Genomic DNA, 19,619 nt, shown 5'->3' with positions numbered 1-19,619 from the left:
CGAAGTTAGGGGTAGAGCTGGATACTTTATCGGAAGATCAGGCTGAATATATTGGTGTAACGGTTGAAGGGCCGTTCAAACCTGAGTATTACAGGTATTAAGGATTTCGATCATTTTAGGAATAAAAAGAGGCTGTCTTGTAATTAGATCTTCAGATTTGTTGCCCAAACAAAATTCTGTACAAGAATCAATCCTTTTGTGACTTAGTGGCTTAGTGGCTAAAAATGCCACGAAGGCCCTAAGACACAAAGTTTCACTAAATAAACGCCAAATAAAATTTGTGGAATGTTTTGAGCCATTTACTTATGAGACATCCTCTTTATTTATGGGCTAAAACTTTTTGGATGAACAGATAGGAGCATTTTTACAATAATGAGCATTCCATGTGTTTTACAGCTCTCCCTCCCGATCACTGAAAAACAACCATTCTATTGCTTTAGGGAATTCATCGCTCCAATATGTTTCACTATGTTTCCCTTCCATATTAATGCTGAGGTTGACTTTCATTTTTTCCTTGATTGAATCCTTTTTCAAAAGCCTTTTTTTGAATTTTTTGACATGTTTGATCATGGTTTCACTTTCATCACCACCTGCATAAAGGTATATTTTGGTCTCCATCGGTTCAAAAATATCCAAAAAGGAAAATTTTATTTTGGGAATAACCCAGAGTGATGGAGAAAAAATCATCAGTTTACCATAAACTTCAGGGTACATTAATCCACTGAATATACTGACCAAGCCTCCCATTGAGCTCCCACCGATTCCTGTATATTCTCTTTCAGGTTTAGTCCTGAAATTTTTATCCACAAAAGGTTTAAGGGTATCTGTAACAAAGCGGATATACTTTTTACCCTGTCCTTCACCCAGCAAGGTTTTACCTACATTGTATTCCAGAAGCCTTTCTTTTTCGGCATGTTCTATGGCTATGATGATTATTTTTCCGATCCCATAGTCGGACATGACCGCTAATTTTTTATCTATTTGCCAATTGCCATATGGTGCATTTTCATTGAAAAGATTTTGGGCATCCTGTAGATATAATACAGGGTAATGTTCTACCGATGTGTCGTAATCATGAGGAAGTAAAGCCCATATTTTTCTTTTTTTGTTGAGTTGGGGGATTTCAAACTCCTTTGAAATGAGATGCACTTGGGGAAGTTGGCTGGTCCTGTAAGGCAACCAATTTTTTCTCCATCTAGGTACATGCTCAATCTGGATTCCAGATGTTTGGGAACAATATCGGTTTGGTGTCTTGTTGCCATACCTGTCTATTTCTACTTCGGACCAATCTCCTTTCGTAAATTTGTAGGTGAGTTTTTCAGGATATTCAAAGTTTTCAGGGAAAGTATATCGGTATTCTCCTTCTTTTATTTGCTGAAGCATGAAGCGCCTATCCTGTGTAGCCCAGTTGTTGAAATTACCTGACAAGTATACTGGTCTATGATCATCTTCGTCTGTATTGAGGACGATGGTCAGGCCACTATTATCGTTAGGGTTCCCCTTCTCTATTGTTTCCGTATTTTCTTCAGCATTCATGCTTGGCTGCATCGAACGTTTTGTGAGTATATTCCCGTAAAAGTACAGGATAATTCAAAAGGCTTTTACTTTGGTTTTAAATAATTTCTTTAAAATCTAACTGGCGAGGTTCTGTTGAGTGGAAGCTGAATCATGATGGCTGATTCACCTTCTTTGGCATGACATGCATTACAAGCAGAAGTGAAGATCTGAAATCCTTTTAAGAACTCCTCTTTATCTTCTTTCTCAACAAGAGATTCCATGTAAGGCAAGGTTTCTTTCATGAATTCCTCTGCTGATTCTGCCCTTGACGGTCTCCTTTTTAATCCGTCTTCCATGGCTTCAATAATATGTTCTACTTGGTGGTCGGCATATCCCCAGTTTTCATCCATAGCAGCCCAATAAAGTTCTGAATAGCGATAACCCACTTCCACCATAGTCCGGCTAAAGCCACCTAACTGATGGGCCACTTCCTCAAATTTTTCCTCTGTGGTCCCTTCAAGCCAACCGTCAAGACCTACAGTAGTTGATTTCTCTTCATTTGGCGACTGGCAGGCCATAATGGTAAATGAAAGCATGAAAAGAGCCAATAAATTTTTCATATGTTTTTTAAATTATTTACTAATTGAAGTGTGTGAATGGCTGCGAGGCCGGCCGTTTCGCTTCTTAGTCTACTTTTCCCTAAGGAGCACGGTAGAAAATGGTGATCAAAAGCAAGTTGTATTTCTTGGTCGGAAAAATCACCTTCTGGCCCTATGAGGATAATATAGGCCCTGTCTTTTTCTACTTTTTCAAATAGATGCCTATCATTTTCCTTATCCACATAAGCAATGAACCGCTGGTATTCATCAAAAGTTTTGTCCATAACCAACTCCTGCATATCTCGGATTGGGTTTATTTTTGGAAATCTGGTTTTTAAACTTTGCTTACAGGCTGCAATGAGTTTTTTTTCCAGGCGATCCATTTTCAAATTAGGCCTTTCTGAATGTTCAGATACCATGAAGGTGATTTCATGAACCCCGATTTCAGTCGCCTTTTCCACCATCCACTCCATACGTTCTGCATTTTTTGTCGGGCAAATGGCCAAGTGGATGAAGTAATCATCCTGTGGAATAAAGTGCCGTTGATCAATTTGTATTTTTGTTTTTTTTGGACTGGCATCTGTTATGGTGCCTAAAAACAGACAACCGTTTCCATCCGTGAAATTCACTTTATCCCCCAATTTTTTCCTAAGTACTTTGATGAGGTGTTTGGATTCTTCCTGTTCCAAAAAAAAGCTGTCTTCTTTGATATTTTCGTGATAGAAAAGCTGCATGGTGTGTTTTATGAATTTGACCTATCCAAAAATATAGAATATAAATATAAATCGCATGGCTGTCTGAAACAAAAAAGCGCAGTCCCTGAGGAACTACGCTTTAATTAACCACTAACCTTTATAAACTATTAAATCAATGTTGAATATCATTATCCTTTGGATATCTCCATATTGACAGATTTTCCTTTGATGGTATTGTTTTTCATTACTTTGATCACATGTTCAGCATCTTTGGATGGAACGTCAACAAATGAGAAATTATCAAAGATGTCGATTCCACCAATACTTCTTCCAGGAACACCGGTTTCACCAGCAATGGCTCCTACAATATCATTGGGTCGTATTCTGTCTTTTTTACCTAGGTTCAAGAATAACCTGGCCATTCCTGGTTCTCTTACACCTTTTTCTCTAGCGCCTCTTCTTTCACCTCTAGCGCCTTTATCTCTTTCCCGGCCACGATCTCTACCTCTTCTATCACCCCTTTCACTTCTTTCTCCTCTAGAGCTGCGGTCTCTATCTCTTCCTAAGTCTAGATTGAAGTTTTGCTCTTCCATCTCATGCACAGCATCCGCTAATTGGATTTTAGAAAGGCCCAATACGATTTGCTCCATGCTCAAACCTTCGGTCAGCATTTGGCCAATCATATCTTCATAGAAGCTATTGTCCTCTTCCTTATTCAATTGTCTGTAAACATCCTTAATCAATTGTTCTTTTTTCAATTCAATCAAATCAGCAACAGAGGGAGGTGCCATTTTGGAGATAGAAGTCTTGATGAACTTTTCCAGGTCTCTAATTCTGAACATATCCTTCCTGCCGGTTACAAAACTGATTGCAGCACCGGACTTTCCTGCACGACCTGTTCTGCCTATCCTGTGGACATAATTTTCCTCATCCAAAGGAAGATCAAAATTGAAAACGGCCTCTACATTATCTACATCTATGCCTCTAGCGGCAACGTCTGTGGCAACCAATACAGATACATGTCCTTTTCTGAACTTGTTCATCACTTTGGTTCTCTGTGCCTGTGAAAGGTCACCATGAAGAGCCTCAGCTGTGATACCTCTGGCGATAAGCTCTTCTGTTACCTCGTCAGTTACCCTTTTGGTGTTACAGAACACGACACTTAATTGGAACTGGTTGAGGTTGATCAATCTGGACATTAACTCCAGCTTCAAAGAAGGCTTAACTTCATAATATACTTGAGAAATATTCTCAACAGTCAATTCTTTTCTAAGTACCTTGACAATTTCAGGGTTGTCCTGATATTTTCTTGTCAAATCCATGATAGGTTTGGGCATGGTTGCTGAAAAGAAAACAGTCTGTCTCTCTTCAGGGCAATCACTGAGGATGTTTTCTATATCATCCCTGAATCCCATGTCCAACATCTCATCTGCTTCATCAAGCACGATGATTCGTACATGTTCTAGGTTGAGTGTACCCCTGTCCATATGATCCATGATCCTCCCAGGGGTGCCTACGACGATCTGTACACCTTTCTTAAGGCTTTTGATTTGACGGTCTATGGCTTCACCACCGTAGATACAGGTAGAAGAAATACCTCTTTTGTATTTAGATAGTTTTACTATTTCACCTTCAACCTGAACAGCTAGTTCCCTGGTTGGGCATAGAATCAATGCCTGGGGTTTGTTGAATGAGGCGTCCACCATATCGATGATTGGAATAGCAAAAGATGCTGTTTTTCCGGTGCCGGTTTGGGCTTGACCGATTACATCTTTACCTTCCAATAAAAAAGGGATGGATTGCGCTTGAATGGTAGAAGGATGGGTATAGCCCATATCTTCTACTGCCTTTAGAATTTCAGCCGAAATCCCAAGGTCTGAGAATAATAATTCTTTTTCCATGAAATGTTTCCTTACTTCTTCTTCACCATGATTCCCTACAAGTAACCCAAGTCAAGCGACAGAAAGGAAACCCACGGTAAGAAAAATATTAATAATTAATTCGGATGCAAAGGTATTAGTAAAAATTTTGAAAAACAAATCAATCTGCTGCTGTCATAGAATAATTTAAAAAATACCCATGTTTTGAAAAAAAATATTTTGAATCGGTGCATAAAGCTTATGCACCGATTGGTATAATTTTTTTCACATGTGTTTTTCGGAAAGTTGATTCACTAGGGCCACATATTTTTCAACGGCCTCTGCTTTATCCATTCCTTCAAGTTTTTTCCAAGCATTATGTTTTGCTGCAGCTACAAAATCAAAGCCTCCGGGGGCATCTTCTTGGTTATCTCCTTCTGTAGCTTGTTTATAAAAGCTATAGAGCTTTAATAAGTCTTCATTGCTGGGTTTGCTGGTAAATTTTTTTGTTAGGCTAAAAGCGTCTTCTAAGGTATTTGCATTCATAAGTAAACTCAATAGTTGATTTCTGGTTTCCAAATATAAGTAATCTTTTGATGGGATAATATCTTGGTGAAAAAATAAAAACCCCCATTGAATGTATTGGGGGCTTTATTGCGTTATAATCGTAGAATGTATTACCTTTTATTCATGGGCACATAATCTCTTTCTGTCTCTCCTGTATAGACCTGTCTAGGCCTACCGATAGGCTCGCCATTTTCTCTCATTTCTTTCCATTGTGCAATCCATCCAGGGAGTCTTCCCATAGCAAATAGGACGGTGAACATGTCAGTCGGAATGCCCAAGGCTCTGTAGATGATTCCAGAATAAAAATCCACGTTTGGATAGAGCTTTCTATCTACGAAATACTGATCGTTTAAAGCAGCATGTTCCAGTTCTTTGGCTATATCCAATACTGGATCATTTACGCCTAGTTTGCTTAGAACATCATCTGCAGCTTTTTTGATGATTCTGGCTCTTGGATCAAAGTTTTTATAAACCCTGTGACCAAAGCCCATTAACCTGAATGGATCATCTTTGTCTTTGGCTTTATTTAGGAATTTTTTAGTATCTCCACCATCGGCTTTGATAGCTTCTAGCATTTCAATTACTGCTTGATTGGCTCCACCGTGCAATGGACCCCAAAGTGCATTGATACCCGCAGAAATGGAAGCATAAATGCTGGCTTGAGAAGATCCAACAATTCGGACCGTTGATGTGGAACAGTTTTGTTCGTGATCTGCATGTAAAATGAGCAATTGATCCATAGCTTTTGAAACTACTGGATCGACATCATATTTCTCGGCCGGCAAAGCAAACATCATTTTCAAAAAATTTGAACAATAATCTAAGCTATTGTCAGGGTAATTGACTGGATGCCCTACTTCGTTTTTATATGCCCAAGCCGCAAAAGTTGGCATTTTAGCCAACAGTCGGATGATGCTTAAGTTGACAGCTTCCTCATTTCTGTTAGGGTCCAATGATTCTGGATAGAAAGCGGTAAGTGAGCAAATCAAAGAAGAAAGTACGCCCATTGGATGGGAATTGGATGGGAATCCGTCAAGTATTTTCTTAATATCTTCATGAACCAAGGTATGTGTGGTAATATCCCTGGTAAATTTCTCATATTCTTTTTGAGTTGGCAGCGCCCCATAAATCAATAAGTAGGCTACTTCTAAGAAAGAAGATTTTTCTGCCAGGTCTTCAATTCTATACCCTCTGTATCTCAGGATGCCTTGTTCGCCATCCAAAAATGTGATAGAACTTGTTGTTGATCCTGTGTTTTTAAATCCTGGGTCAATGGTGATCAAACCAGTTTGCGCCCTTAGTTTGGCAATGTCTATTGCTTTTTCATTTTCAGAACCTTCAATGATAGGGAGTTCAAAATCTTTTCCCCCGTAGGATAACTTAGCGACTTCGGACATAAGTTTATTTTTATTTTTCAGTTTATTGTTTTAATACCTTTAACTTTCAATGAGGCCTTTAAGTTAGGAAAATCGTGTATTTTTTACATGATTATTTATACCAACTGCAGGATTAACATGTTTTTTTTAGCAGAATAGATCCTTTTTGTAAAAGGATCAAAAATAGATTTTCCAATGTTGGAATTTTGTTTTCCCCTGCTTTTTGCTGCAAATATAAAATAAAAACAAAATAAAAAATTGTTTTTGATGCTTGAACTTACTATATTTTTTTAGCAGAAAAAAAGCCCCGAAGGGCTTGATCTTATTTACAGAAGTGTTCAAATACTTCAACCAAGTGATCTCCGATCATTTGGGCATTTCTTCCTTCGATATGATGCCTTTCAATAAAGTGCACCAATTCTCCATTTTTGAACATGGCCATGGCAGGAGAGGAGGGTGGGTAAGGAAGGTGAAGCTCACGGACTTTTGCCACAGCTTCTACATCATTTCCTGCAAAAACAGTTGCTAAAACATCGGGCTTGGCACTGGTTTTTTCCAATGCATACCTTACACCTGGTCTGGCGGCACCTGCAGCACAGCCACATACGGAATTGATTACAATAAAGGTTGTCCCTTCATAGTCCTTGATCTGATTATCAACTTCTTCTGCTGATTTGAGTTCTTTGAAACCTACATTGGTAAGTTCAGAACGCATGGGAGCAATTAAATCCTCTGGATACATATTTGTTGCGATTTATAGATTATTGACGATTAAAGAAATCCTAATTCCAGTTTTGCTGCTTCTGACATCATATCCTGAGAATAGGGTGGATCAAATGTCAGTTCCAGCTCCACATGATTAATACCTTGTATTTGTTGTATTTTATCTTTTATTTCTGATGGTATAAATTCAGCTGAAGGGCAATTTGGAGAGGTTAAAGTCATCAGGATGAATACATTATTGACCGGATAGATGCTGATTTCATAGATCAGCCCCAATTCATACACATCCACAGGGATTTCAGGATCATATACTTGTTTAATGGCATTGATGACCTTTTCTTTTAATTCCTCAGCGGGTATTTCTGTCAAATTATTGGATGTAGCTTCACTCATAGCAATCAGGCATTTTGTTTGGTTTGATAGGCAAGTGCATACAATTTCATTTGCTTGATCATTGCAGCGAGCCCATTTGATCTTTGAGATCCAATGATATTTCCCATTCCGATTTTATCGATAAAGTAAAGATCAGCATCAAGAATCTCTTTTGGTTTTCTACCAGATAATACCCGGATCAATAAACTGATCAATCCTTTTGTAATATCTGTATTCGAATCTGCTAAGAAATGAACTTGATCATTCTCTTCTTTGGTAGTCAACCATACTTTGGACTGACATCCTTTGATGATATTTTCTTCAACCCTATCCTTTTCAGGAAATTCTGGAAGCTTACCACCCAACTCCATGATGTAGAAAATGGTAGACTCTTTGTCGTCTCCTAAAATGCTGAACTCATCTATGATTTCGTCCTGTATTTCTTTTATGCTGCTGTTCATTTATTTTTAATCTTAGCAATTTTTATGACGGAACTGACCATCTGGTCAATTTCAGTCTGGGTATTGTAAACAGAAAAAGAGGCCCTTACTGTTCCCTCAAGTCCAAATCTTTGCATAAGTGGCTGGGTACAATGGTGTCCAGTCCTTACTGCGATTCCGTTTGCGTCCAACATCACGCCAACATCAAATGGGTGCATGCCATTTATGTTAAATGAGACTACGCTGACTTTATCCCTAGCTGTTCCAACTGGTATAAACCCTTTTATTTCACTTAATGCATTTACCGCATAATCAAGTAATGCATCTTCATGCTGCTTAATGGCATCTTTACCCAAGGTATTGATGAACTCAATCGCTTTTTTAAAAGCAATCACATCTGCAATATTGGGAGTTCCTGCCTCAAACTTAAAGGGGATTTCATTGTAAGTGGTTTTGTCAAAACTGACTTCTTTGATCATCTCTCCACCTCCTTGGTAAGGAGGCATTACTTCCAAGAGTTCCCTTTTTCCGTACAGGACACCTAGACCAGTAGGCCCAAAAAGTTTGTGGGCCGAAAAGCACAGGAAATCACAGTCCAGTTCTTGAACATCAATATGTAAATGGCTTGTGGATTGGGCACCGTCTAATAATACCTTGGCTCCCTGCTTTTTTGCGGCTTGAATCATTTCCTTGACAGGATTGATCGTTCCTAAGGCATTAGAGGCATGAACAATAGCCAATATTTTTGTTTTCTCGCTCAGGAGCTTTTCAAACTCTTCAAAGATAATTTCTCCACTTTCGTCTATTGGAATAACTTTCAGAACTGCCCCACTTTCTTCGCACAACATTTGCCATGGTACTATGTTGGCATGATGCTCCATGGTAGATATGAGAATTTCATCTCCCTGTTTTAAAAACTTCCTACCAAAGGTGGAAGCTACGAGGTTAATACTTTCGGTTGTACCTTTGGTAAAGATGATTTCACTGTCTTCCTTGGCATTGATGAATGCTTTTAGTGCAGTTCTTGTATCCTCAAAATAGCGGGTAGCCCTATCAGCAAGGGTATGGGCACCTCGATGTATATTGGAATTGTCAAGCTTATAATAATTACCCAGTGCATCAATAACACTTTTTGGTTTCTGAGTAGTAGCTGCATTGTCGAAATAAACCAAAGGTTTTCCATTCACTTCCTGGTGAAGAACAGGAAATTCGGCTCTGATTTTTTCTACATTTAAAGACATCATATTGATCAATAGCTGCCTCCTAATCTTTCTTGAACCTTTTGGGTTACAAATGCTCTGAAACCATCATTTGAAATCTTGTCAAGGACTTCACCCGCAAAGGCATACAACAAAAGCCCTTTGGCTTGCTCTTTGCCTAAACCTCTCGCCTGAAGGTAAAACAATGCTTCTTCATCCAATTGGCCTGTGGTGCAACCGTGCGAACATTTGACATCATCTGCCCAGATTTCCAATTGTGGTTTGGTGTTCACCGTGGCATCTTCAGAAAGCAAGATGTTGTTGTTTTGTTGAAAAGCATTGGTTTTTTGAGCATCCTGCCTAACAAATATTTTACCGTTGAATACACCTCTTGACTTATCAGCTAGAATACCTTTATACAGCTCATTGGACTCAGCATGTGGTTTGGTATGGTCTACATTGGTATGGTTGTCCACATGGGTTTTACCATTCAAAAGGTATAATCCATACATATTCCCTTCGCAACCTGAGTCAAGCAGATTGAGGCTAAGGTTGTTTCTTACCATATCTCCTGAAAGAGAAACCAAGGAAGAAGTGAATGTAGCATCTCTGTGGATATCAGTCTCAAAGTTATTGACCACGATTGCCCTTCTATGCTCCGCCTGCAATCTGCTGTAATGCACATGTGCATTTTGGGCTACTTTGATCTCAGTGACCATATTGGAAAAATATGGGTTTTCATCAAGGGAAACGGTATTTTCCAAGAATGTCACCTCTGCATTATCCTCGATTTGAATAAACAACCTTGGGCTAATGACCTCTCCATTATGTGCTTGATTAAAGAATAGGAAGAAAATGGGTTTTTCTATTTGCTTGTTTCTTCCTACATGAATGGCAATCCCACTTCTAAAAGTAGTTGAATTCAAGGCCACGAAGGGATCTTTTTCCATCTTAGCTATTGTGCCAAGACTCTCCTGTGGCTCTTGATCTAGAACGGCTATCGTGTAATCCTGTCCAGAGAAGTGAGAAAATTCCGGACTGTAAATTCCGTTGTTAAATACAATCAGGTCACCATCAAAACCTTCAAACAAGTGTTCGTTAACCAATTCAGCATTTAACTGCACTGTATGGGCCGGACCAAAGTTGGAAATGTTTTGATCTAACTTTTTGGTAATGGCGGTAAACTTATATTCTTCTTCTTTAAGAGCGGGCAAACCTTTTTGCTCAAGGATAGCCGCTCCATTTGTTCTCAAGTCTTTAAAATTATTCAAACTCTGATGCAATTCCAGAATCTGATCGGTAATTTTATTTTTGGTCAATGTTGTCATGGGATGAAATAGTGTTAAAAGGTAAATAGGGATTAGACGGAAGCGGATTCAGCTTCTTCTTTGATCCAGTCATAGCCTTTTTCTTCCAATTCCAAAGCCAGTTCTTTTGAGCCGGACTTTACGATCTTTCCATTATAAAGTACATGAACATAGTCAGGAACTATGTAGTCAAGCAGCCTCTGGTAGTGAGTAACCACAATCGTCGCTGTTTGAGGTGTCTTTAGCTTGTTTACTCCACTGGAAACAATTCTTAATGCATCAATATCCAGACCTGAATCGGTTTCATCTAAAATAGACAGCGTTGGCTCTAACATGGCCATTTGAAAGATTTCGTTTCGCTTTTTTTCTCCACCAGAGAAACCTTCATTGAGGGATCTGCTCAATAATTTTTGATCGATCTCTACCAGTTTCATTTTTTCTTTCATGACTGAAAGGAATTTTACTGCGTCTAAAGCTTCTTTTCCTCTATACTCTCTTACTTGATTTACCGCAGTTCTTAAGAAATTGGTAGTGCTCACACCTGGGATTTCTACAGGATACTGGAAAGCCAAAAACACACCTTCTCTTGCCCTTTCTTCAGGAGCCATTTCCAAAAGGTCTTTACCTTGGAATATGACTTCACCTTCAGAGATTTCATATTCTTCTCTGCCTGCCAAAACAGAAGCCAAAGTGGATTTACCAGATCCGTTAGGTCCCATAATGGCATGCACTTCACCTGCTTTTACTTCAAGATTGATTCCTCTAAGGATTTCATTGCCTTCAATGGAAGCATGTAGATTTTTTATAGTTAGCATCGTTGTCAATTATAAGTTTGGGTAAATGAATATCGGTAGGAGTAAAAAACTCCTTTAGAAATTGGAAATAAAATACTTGGAAGTTATCCTTTTGGATTAACCTACAGAACCTTCTAAAGTCAATGCAAGAAGTTTTTGAGCTTCCACAGCAAATTCCATGGGAAGTTGGTTCAAAACTTCCTTTGCATATCCGTTTACAATAAGGGCAACCGCATCTTCGGTATCTATACCCCTTTGGTTACAATAGAATATTTGATCTTCCCCAATTTTTGAGGTAGTTGCCTCATGTTCTACTTTAGCTGAAGAGTTTTGAATATCTATGTAAGGGAAGGTATGTGCACCACATTTGTCTCCCATCAATAGAGAATCACATTGGGAAAAGTTTCTTGAGTTCACGGCTCTTTTCATTACCTGAACCTGGCCCCTGTAAGAATTTTGGGAATAGCCGGCAGATATACCTTTAGAAACAATCCTTGACTTTGTGTTTTTTCCAATATGGATCATTTTAGTACCTGTATCCGCTTGTTGGTAATTGTTGGTTACCGCAACAGAATAAAATTCACCTACCGAATAATCTCCCTTAAGAATACAAGAAGGATATTTCCAAGTTACAGCAGAACCTGTCTCCACTTGGGTCCAAGAAATTTTGGAATAATCTCCGGCACAAATGCCTCTTTTTGTTACAAAATTGTAAATACCGCCTTTACCATCTTTGTCTCCTGGGAACCAATTTTGTACGGTAGAATATTTAACTTCAGAGTTCTTTTCTGCATAAATCTCAACCACAGCGGCGTGAAGTTGATTTTCATCACGCTGAGGAGCTGTACATCCTTCAAGGTATGATACATATGAACCTTCCTCTGCTACAATCAAGGTTCTTTCAAATTGACCTGTATTTGCAGCATTGATTCTAAAGTAGGTAGATAACTCCATGGGGCATCTTACTCCCTTAGGAATGTAACAAAATGAACCATCCGAGAATACCGCTGAGTTCAATGCAGCGTAGTAATTATCACTTATTGGAACAACGGATCCCAAATATTTCTGTACAAGTTCTGGATGTTCTTGTACAGCCTCACTGAAGGAACAGAAAATGATTCCCAATTTAGACAGGGATTCTTTAAAAGTGGTACCTACAGATACGGAGTCCAACACCGCGTCAACAGCTATTCCCTGGAGCTTTTTTTGCTCATTTAAAGAAATGCCTAGTCTTTCATATATCTGTAGAAGTTCTGGATCAACTTCATCAAGACTTTTTGGCTTATTTTTTTGTTTTGGGGCAGAGTAATATTTCAAAGCCTGTAAGTCAACTTTGGGATACTTTACATTAGCCCACTCTGGCTCTTTCATATCGAGCCAGGTTCTGAATGCTTTAAGCCTCCATTCCAAAAGCCATTCTGGTTCTTCCTTCTTTGACGAAATCCAACGTATAATGTCCTCATTAAGTCCTGCAGGAGCTTCGTCTGCTTCATAGTTGACAGACCATCCGTGCTCGTATTCTTTCGAGGTAAATTCTTCCAAAATTTGATTGTCTTTGCTCATAGGTGAGTTATTTAGACTAATTACATTTTATGTTGCAAAGATACAACATTAAAGTAAATTTTATTGTTCACCCCTTCACTGAAAAATCATCATTAACAGTGGAAAACACATATAAGTAGCTTATAATCAATAACATAAAAAAATAAAAAATAGAAACGGGAATCTTTGTCCTAAACTAATAATTTATAAAAATTATCAGAAAAATTATATTTGTATTTTATTTAGATTTAATCTAAATAATTTTATTTACAAAAAATCATTTAAAAACAACATGACTTTCGTCATGTTATTTATCAAAAAATTGAATAGGTCTATTGATGCTTTCTTCAAGGACAATCAAGGTTTCGGTCCTATCTATACCCTCTACTTTTTGTATATTGTCCAAAACAGTTCTTAGGTGGTTGGTGTCTTTACAAATTATTTTCGCAAAGATGCTGTAGTTGCCTGTAGTATAATAGGCGTTGATGACTTCAGAGATTTCTTTCAGTTTTTCTATAACATTATCGTATAGGGAGCTCTTTTCAAGATAAATCCCCAAGAATGCAGAAATGTCATACCCAAGTTTTGAAAAATCAATATTGAGTGTTGCACTTTTTACTATCCCCATTTCTTCCAATTTGCGCATTCTCACATGGACAGTCCCGGAAGAAACAAATACTTTTTTTGCAATTTCAGTGTAAGGCGTTTTAGCATCATCATTCAATAAAGAGATGATTTTTAAATCGATATTGTCAATATCTAAATTTTTATCCATTTTTTTGGGTTGTTTTGAGGCTATGTTAATGAAATCGGCTTCAAATTATTAAATACTTAAAAATTACCAAAATATTTTTTTCAATTTGTAAAATTGATCAAAATACTTTTATTTTGAGTCCAATATTTAATGCAAGTATAAAATTCTGCTAAGTTTAAATTTATTGATATAAACAATTGATTTTAAACGGTGTTTACACTTTATCTAATTGTCTAAAACTGAAAACTTTTAATCTCTAAAGTTATATTTGGGTTTATATTCTGAAAAGGGTCTTGCTTCTAGCAAGACTTTTTTGTTGTTTTTTTAAAAATTAAAATGCAAAAATTTGCATGTAAAATAATAATGTTTGTATATTTGTATCATTCAAATAGACAGCTATGAAAAATATTTTTAAAATCTATCTTCCCATATCGTTTCTGCTGTTCACGCTAACTGTGGATTCTTTTGCGTTCAATAAGAATGAACCCATTAATAAATCAGAAGAAACAAAATCATTCAGCGTTGAACTAACTTCCGTCAGTATCATCGGTGAGATTGAAATGAAATCTCATTCATCTATATCGCCCTGGGCTTTTCCTACTCACACATTAGATATTGTAGATAGTTACATGCCTTTTATTTTTAGAACCAAGAAAAGTGCGGCCTTGGATGAACTGAGGGTTATAATAAGTGTGAATGATAAAGGAAGAATTTCTGGATATGAGGTGCTCAATCAGGAAGCAGATAAAGGTCTTGTAGAAAGAGTCGGATATGTTGTAAGGAATCTTCCGAAAGCCCAGGCAGTGCCAGGTTTTGATAACTATGATGGAATGGATTTCGAAATGGTGATCAGAAGGTGATATTTGAATATTGATAAAGAATTTTGAATCCCTGGCCAATAGGTCAGGGATTTTTTTTGAATGGTAGGGGAAGTTTCTGATATCTCGTATATTTTTATGATCAAACCAATATCAACGAAAGAAATATGAAGAAAACCTTACTCCTGTTGACAGGGATCTCTTTATTGCTGGGCAGTGAAATTTTTGCTCAGGAATATTCTCTGGTCCCACAGAAAAAATGGCCTGAACATGATAAGGAAGGGAAGTATTACACAGTTTCCGGCGAACGTCATGGACAGTCTTTCTTTAAAAAGCATAGATTCCCAGAAGTGGAGTACGAGCCTGGAGAAAAACTCACCTTTGATATTTACCATACGCCGGATGTGATGTACCATTGGTATAGGTTATGGGCCGAAAAGTATCCGGATATCACAGAACTGTATGAAGTGGCCAAATCCTTTGAGGGCCGCCCGATTTTGCAAATGACCATAACCAATAAAAAAACAGGTAAGCACACGGATAAGCCGGCGGCTTATTTTGAGGGAGGAAGACATGGCGGTGAGGTTACGGCATCTGAAGCAGTCTTTTGGTTGACCAATCACTTATTGGAGAATTATGGTAAGGATCCGGCAATTACCAAATTGATAGACACAAAGACCATCTATGTTCGTCCTCAGAATAATCCGGATGGCACCAACATGTACCTCTTTTCAGAACAACGAAATAGAAGTACGGTTCGCCCCCACGATGTGGATCGTGATGGTCTATTTGATGAGGACCCGGAAGAGGATCTCAATGGGGATGGTGTCATCCACATGATGAGAAAAAAAGCTGTTACGCCGGAAGAAAAGGAAAACGCCAATTATATTATTGACCCTAGAGATCCCAAAGGAAGATTGATGAAGCGTGTGTTGGATGGTCAAGGGGATTATTTGATGTATACAGAAGGTATTGATAACGATGGGGATGGTCGGTTTAATGAAGACGGTATTGGTGGCTTGGACCTCCATAGAAACTATCCTGAAAATTGGAGACCGGATATTGGTGGAGACGCCACTGGTAGGGGATATACCCAGTTTGGAGCAGGGGAGTATCCTTTGAGTGAAATCGAGACACGTTCTACTGTGTTGTGGCTGTTGAGTCATCCCAATATTTCAGTAGTCAATTCTTTGGATACTCGAGTACCTATGCACTTAAGGCCTCCTTCAACCTCAGCTTCTGAGGAATCCATGTTTGATAAGGACCGGTTATTATATGAATATTATGATAGCTTAGGGATGAGTATTACTGGATATCCTTGGGCAGGGGACGTATATGAAACATATAGTACCAGGTGGAAAGTAAACCGTATTACAGGAGATCCCTTAAAACCCAACCCATTATTTGGACATGGTCCTGATTTCGGATATTTCTATTATGGGGCGATTTGGTATGGGGACGAGTTATGGAATAACGGTGCGATGAAGGACTACGACGGGGATGGAATAATGGATGATTACGATGCCTTGATGTGGGACGATGAAGAAAATGGGTCAAATGGGTTTAAACCTTGGGAGAAATTTGATCATCCGCAACTCGGGGAAGTTGAAATCGGAGGCTTTCATCCAAAATTTTTCTCCCAAAATGGTCCTCCTTGGGTGCTTGAAAGCTGGATAAGTAAGCAGTCTTTGTTCAATTTGGCCATGGCGATGGATTTGCCACAAATTGAAATCAAGAATGTTGAAGTGAGCAAGTCAGGAGAGGAACATGAAATTAAAGTAACTTGGACCAATTCCGGTAATTTACCTGTAGCCTTAGAGCAGGCAAAGTTGGTGAAAATTGTTCAGGAAGACAGGTTAATGTTGGAGTTTGATAAAGACCTGATGAAGGGTTATGAAAATGCAAAAGTGGTGATTACCACACCTGAAACATTTAATAAGACCATTTATGCAGGGTATACTGATGCCGGTGAAACCAAGGAAGCGGTTTTCAAAGTGAAAGTCAATCACAATGCACCTGTGAAAGGAAAAATTAAAATATTGTCCACTAGAGGTGGTTACATAGAAAGAGAGATCACCTTAAATTAATAAACCATTGGTTTGTTAGAAATTAAGGCCGTGACTGTTATGAAGTACAGTCACGGCCTTTTTTAAATAAGATAACCCCCATTGGAATAAATTGTCACTGTATTTATTTATTCTCTTCTTTATTTTGTGACATAAAGTAATGTTTTAGCTATGATTGATACAAAAAGGTTTTTTATACCGTTCATTGCCTCCATTTTATTTGTGTTAAACCTTCAGGCGCAGCAGAAAAGATCTCTGACGCATGCAGATTATGACGCTTGGGAAGCTTTGAGTGCAGAAAAAATATCTAAGGATGGAGTTTGGGTAGGTTATGAAATTAACCCTCAGGAAGGAGATGGGCGGATCGAATTGGTCGATTTTACTGATGCGTCCAAAAAGACAGTTATTCCACGAGGTACCCGTTGGGTTTTTTCTCATGATAGTAAGTTTGCAATTGGTAAAATTACTCCTGAAAACGCTGAAGTAAGGATATTGAAGTTGAAAAAAACCAAGCCGGATGATATGCCTAAGGACAGTTTATTTGTTCTACGTTTGGCTTCAGGAGAATTAGAAAAATATGCAAGGGTTAAATCTTTTGCTATTCCGGAGGAAACAGGTAATTGGCTTGCTGTTCATTTTGAAAAAGAAATGCCTGTGAAGGAGAAAGATGAGGAAAATGTCGATTCAACTTTGATGGAAACACCCAAGCCGAAGCCAAGAAAAACAGATGGAACAAAATTGCTGGTAAAGAGTTTAGACGGGGAAAAACGTTTTGAATTTAATCGGGTCAAAACCTATGGTTTTTCAGAAAAGGGTACACATTTATTTTATATCAAAGCGGAAGAAGATACCTTAAAAAATACCGGGATTTTTCTTTTGAACTTACAAACTGGTATTTCGAAAATTGTAGACGTTAAAAAGACAGAATATATTCAAGCTGCTTTTTCCGAAAATGCAAAGTTTCTAACCTATCTCACCACCGAGGATTCTGCCAAATCCAAAAAACCTTACTATGACCTGTATCTATATGATATACTGAAGGAACAAAATCAGAAAATAGCAGGTAAAGGAACTCCTGGTATCTTGGGTATGGTCAGTAAGCATGGCAGGCTTTCATTTTCACAAGATGAAAGTAAATTATTCTTTGGGACGGCTCAAGATTACATAACATACGCTTATGAAGAAGATACCACCATTCTTGATGAGGATCGTGTGAAATTGGATATTTGGGGTTGGCAAGATGTCGAAATCCAACCCATGCAACTCAGGAACAAGAGCAGGGAAGAGTCCAGGAGTTTTCTGACGGTCTACAACCTTAAAACAAAGACGGTCACCCCCTTGGCTGATCAGCAAGTTGCACAAGTCAACCTGGATAGAAAAAGAAGGCATAAAATGGCCATTGGCTTAGATGACAGCCCCTACCGCAGAAATTACAGTTGGGACATACAGATCGGTAGGGACGTTTACTTAATTGATTTGGAGACAGGGAAAAGAACTTTGGTAGGGAAAGACCTACCTGGTAATCCACAGTTTTCTCCAGAGGGAAAGTACCTGTATTGGTATGATAACAGAGACAGTTCCTGGGTGACTTATGATGTTCAATTGAAGCAATTAAAAAGCCTTACCAAGGGTTTAGATGTGAATTTTTATAATGAATTGCATGACTCTCCATCTCTTCCTGGGAGTTATGGGGCAGCTGGTTGGATGAAGAATGATGCAGCTTTTCTGGTTTATGATCAATTTGACATATGGAAAATTGACCCGACGGGTAGAACACAACCTGTGAGTCTTACTCAAGGAGAAGGAAGGTCTCAAAATATTGTTTTTAGAAGACAACAATTTGATCCTGAAGAAGAAAGTATTGATCCCTCAGCTCCATTGATTCTGACCGCATTTCATGAAATCAATAAAAAAAGTGGGTTTGCAAGAGGAGATATAGCAGGAATTAAAAAACCTGAGATTATTATATTTACAGACCACAGGTATTTTGGTCTGGCAAAAGCAGAGGAAAATAACCATTTGATAGTACGGAGATCTACCTATAAGGACAACCCGGACCTGTACGTGACTAACCTGGAGATGAAGGAACTGAATAAAATTTCTTCCCTGAATCCACAGCAGGCACAGATGAAATGGGGTTCTGTTGAGCTGGTAGATTACTTGGCCAATGATGGTGTTCCAATGCAGGGGCTTCTTTTCAAACCAGAAGACTTCGATCCCAATAAAAAATACCCTATGATGGTATATTTCTATGAGAGGAATTCCAATGGTTTACACAATTATAGAAGTCCTGCACCAAGTGCATCTACGATCAATATACCATATTTTGTAAGCAATGATTACCTGGTGTTTGTACCTGATATCAAGTATGAAATAGGTTTACCGGGTCCTAGTGCCTATAATTGTATCATACCAGGTGTTCAGGCGATGGTGGCCCGTGGCTTCGTAGATGCTGAAAATATGGCCATCCAAGGCCAAAGCTGGGGAGGCTATCAAGTGGCACATTTGATAACAAGGACCAATATGTTCAAAGCAGCGGGAGCAGGTGCACCTGTGGTGAATATGACCTCGGCCTATGGAGGTATCCGATGGGGAACTGGCATGAGCAGGATGTTCCAGTATGAGCAGACACAATCCCGTATCGGTGGGACACTTTGGGAAAAACCTCTATATTATCAGCAGAACTCTCCGCTTTTCTATATGGATAGGGTAAACACCCCAGTGCTCATTATGCATAATGATGAAGATGGGGCAGTTCCTTGGTATCAAGGAATAGAAATGTTCATGGCTTTAAAGCGTTTGGATAAGCCAGCTTGGTTATTGCAATACAATGGTGAAGACCATAACCTGAGGCAAAGAAAAAACAGAAAAGACCTTTCCATTAGACTTTCTCAATTTTTCGACCATTACCTAAAAGGTGCCCCAGCGCCTTTATGGATGACTGAAGGCTTGCCGGCTGTGGAAAAGGGCAGAACGCTCAAGTACAAATTGGAAGGAGAAGAAAACTAATA

18 protein-coding genes are annotated in these 19,619 nt (G+C 38.6%); 4 read left to right on the top strand and 14 right to left on the bottom strand.

Annotated features, from left to right (window positions below; genetic code table 11):
• A partial coding sequence (locus B879_RS22200) for an adenosylhomocysteinase (protein WP_157231660.1) occupies positions 1-101 on the top strand: 101 nt, incomplete at its 5' end.
• Positions 102-390: 289 nt separating this feature from the next.
• Here B879_RS22200 and B879_RS16400 read toward each other — a convergent pair.
• The 14 genes from B879_RS16400 to B879_RS16335 all read right to left on the bottom strand — a co-directional run bounded on the left by B879_RS16400 (position 391) and on the right by B879_RS16335 (position 13,745).
• Positions 391-1,548: an alpha/beta hydrolase gene (locus B879_RS16400; protein ID WP_009186334.1), complete on the bottom strand. Its 1,158-nt coding sequence runs from the start codon at positions 1,546-1,548 to the stop codon at positions 391-393.
• Positions 1,549-1,625: 77 nt separating this feature from the next.
• Positions 1,626-2,117 carry a hypothetical protein gene (locus B879_RS16395; protein ID WP_009186333.1) on the bottom strand — a complete coding sequence of 164 codons (492 nt, stop codon included), beginning with the start codon at positions 2,115-2,117 and terminating at the stop codon, positions 1,626-1,628.
• The gene (locus tag B879_RS16390) at positions 2,114-2,830 is read right to left on the bottom strand and encodes a 16S rRNA (uracil(1498)-N(3))-methyltransferase (protein ID WP_009186332.1); all 717 of its coding nucleotides are present in this window, start codon (positions 2,828-2,830) and stop codon (positions 2,114-2,116) included. Before B879_RS16390 ends, B879_RS16395 begins: the two co-directional genes overlap by 4 nt.
• 149 nt (positions 2,831-2,979) lie before the next feature.
• Complete coding sequence (locus B879_RS16385) at positions 2,980-4,692, bottom strand: DEAD/DEAH box helicase (RefSeq protein WP_009186331.1); 1,713 nt, start codon at positions 4,690-4,692, stop codon at positions 2,980-2,982.
• Positions 4,693-4,935: 243 nt separating this feature from the next.
• Positions 4,936-5,196, bottom strand: a complete 261-nt coding sequence (locus tag B879_RS16380) for an acyl-CoA-binding protein (protein ID WP_040400949.1) — start codon at positions 5,194-5,196, stop codon at positions 4,936-4,938.
• A 131-nt stretch (positions 5,197-5,327) separates the two neighbouring features.
• Entirely contained in the window at positions 5,328-6,614 is a 1,287-nt protein-coding gene (locus tag B879_RS16375; RefSeq protein ID WP_009186329.1) for a citrate synthase, read from the bottom strand.
• 301 nt (positions 6,615-6,915) lie between these two features.
• A complete protein-coding gene (locus B879_RS16370) occupies positions 6,916-7,335 on the bottom strand; it encodes a BrxA/BrxB family bacilliredoxin (RefSeq protein WP_009186328.1) in 420 nt (139 codons plus the stop codon).
• A 29-nt stretch (positions 7,336-7,364) separates the two neighbouring features.
• Entirely contained in the window at positions 7,365-7,709 is a 345-nt protein-coding gene (locus tag B879_RS16365; RefSeq protein WP_009186327.1) for a DUF59 domain-containing protein, read from the bottom strand.
• A 5-nt stretch (positions 7,710-7,714) separates the two neighbouring features.
• Positions 7,715-8,149: a SufE family protein gene (locus B879_RS16360; RefSeq protein ID WP_009186326.1), complete on the bottom strand. Its 435-nt coding sequence runs from the start codon at positions 8,147-8,149 to the stop codon at positions 7,715-7,717.
• Positions 8,146-9,369 carry a cysteine desulfurase gene (locus tag B879_RS16355; RefSeq protein ID WP_040400951.1) on the bottom strand — a complete coding sequence of 408 codons (1,224 nt, stop codon included), beginning with the start codon at positions 9,367-9,369 and terminating at the stop codon, positions 8,146-8,148. Before B879_RS16355 ends, B879_RS16360 begins: the two co-directional genes overlap by 4 nt.
• An 8-nt stretch (positions 9,370-9,377) precedes the next feature.
• Complete coding sequence (sufD, locus tag B879_RS16350; RefSeq protein ID WP_009186324.1) at positions 9,378-10,655, bottom strand: Fe-S cluster assembly protein SufD; 1,278 nt, start codon at positions 10,653-10,655, stop codon at positions 9,378-9,380.
• 32 nt (positions 10,656-10,687) lie between these two features.
• Complete coding sequence (gene sufC, locus B879_RS16345) at positions 10,688-11,449, bottom strand: Fe-S cluster assembly ATPase SufC (protein WP_009186323.1); 762 nt, start codon at positions 11,447-11,449, stop codon at positions 10,688-10,690.
• Between the two features lie 96 nt (positions 11,450-11,545).
• Positions 11,546-12,991, bottom strand: coding sequence for a Fe-S cluster assembly protein SufB (sufB, locus tag B879_RS16340; RefSeq protein ID WP_009186322.1), 1,446 nt, complete (start codon positions 12,989-12,991; stop codon positions 11,546-11,548).
• Positions 12,992-13,277: 286 nt separating this feature from the next.
• Positions 13,278-13,745 (bottom strand): Lrp/AsnC ligand binding domain-containing protein, encoded by a 468-nt coding sequence (locus B879_RS16335; RefSeq protein ID WP_009186321.1) that lies wholly within the window; start codon positions 13,743-13,745, stop codon positions 13,278-13,280.
• 377 nt (positions 13,746-14,122) lie between these two features.
• On the opposite strand from B879_RS16335, the gene B879_RS16330 reads away from it, so the two are divergent.
• The 3 genes from B879_RS16330 to B879_RS16320 all read left to right on the top strand — a co-directional run bounded on the left by B879_RS16330 (position 14,123) and on the right by B879_RS16320 (position 19,617).
• A complete protein-coding gene (locus B879_RS16330; RefSeq protein ID WP_009186320.1) occupies positions 14,123-14,584 on the top strand; it encodes a hypothetical protein in 462 nt (153 codons plus the stop codon).
• A 125-nt stretch (positions 14,585-14,709) separates the two neighbouring features.
• Positions 14,710-16,629, top strand: a complete 1,920-nt coding sequence (locus tag B879_RS16325; protein ID WP_009186319.1) for a M14 family metallopeptidase — start codon at positions 14,710-14,712, stop codon at positions 16,627-16,629.
• A 150-nt stretch (positions 16,630-16,779) separates the two neighbouring features.
• Positions 16,780-19,617 carry a S9 family peptidase gene (locus tag B879_RS16320; protein ID WP_009186318.1) on the top strand — a complete coding sequence of 946 codons (2,838 nt, stop codon included), beginning with the start codon at positions 16,780-16,782 and terminating at the stop codon, positions 19,615-19,617.
• The last annotated feature ends 2 nt before the right edge of the window (positions 19,618-19,619 follow it).

The sequence above is a fragment of the Cecembia lonarensis LW9 genome (assembly GCF_000298295.1).
Classification (GTDB): Bacteria; Bacteroidota; Bacteroidia; order Cytophagales; family Cyclobacteriaceae; genus Cecembia; species Cecembia lonarensis.
This window is presented reverse-complemented; position numbering and strand designations above follow the sequence as displayed.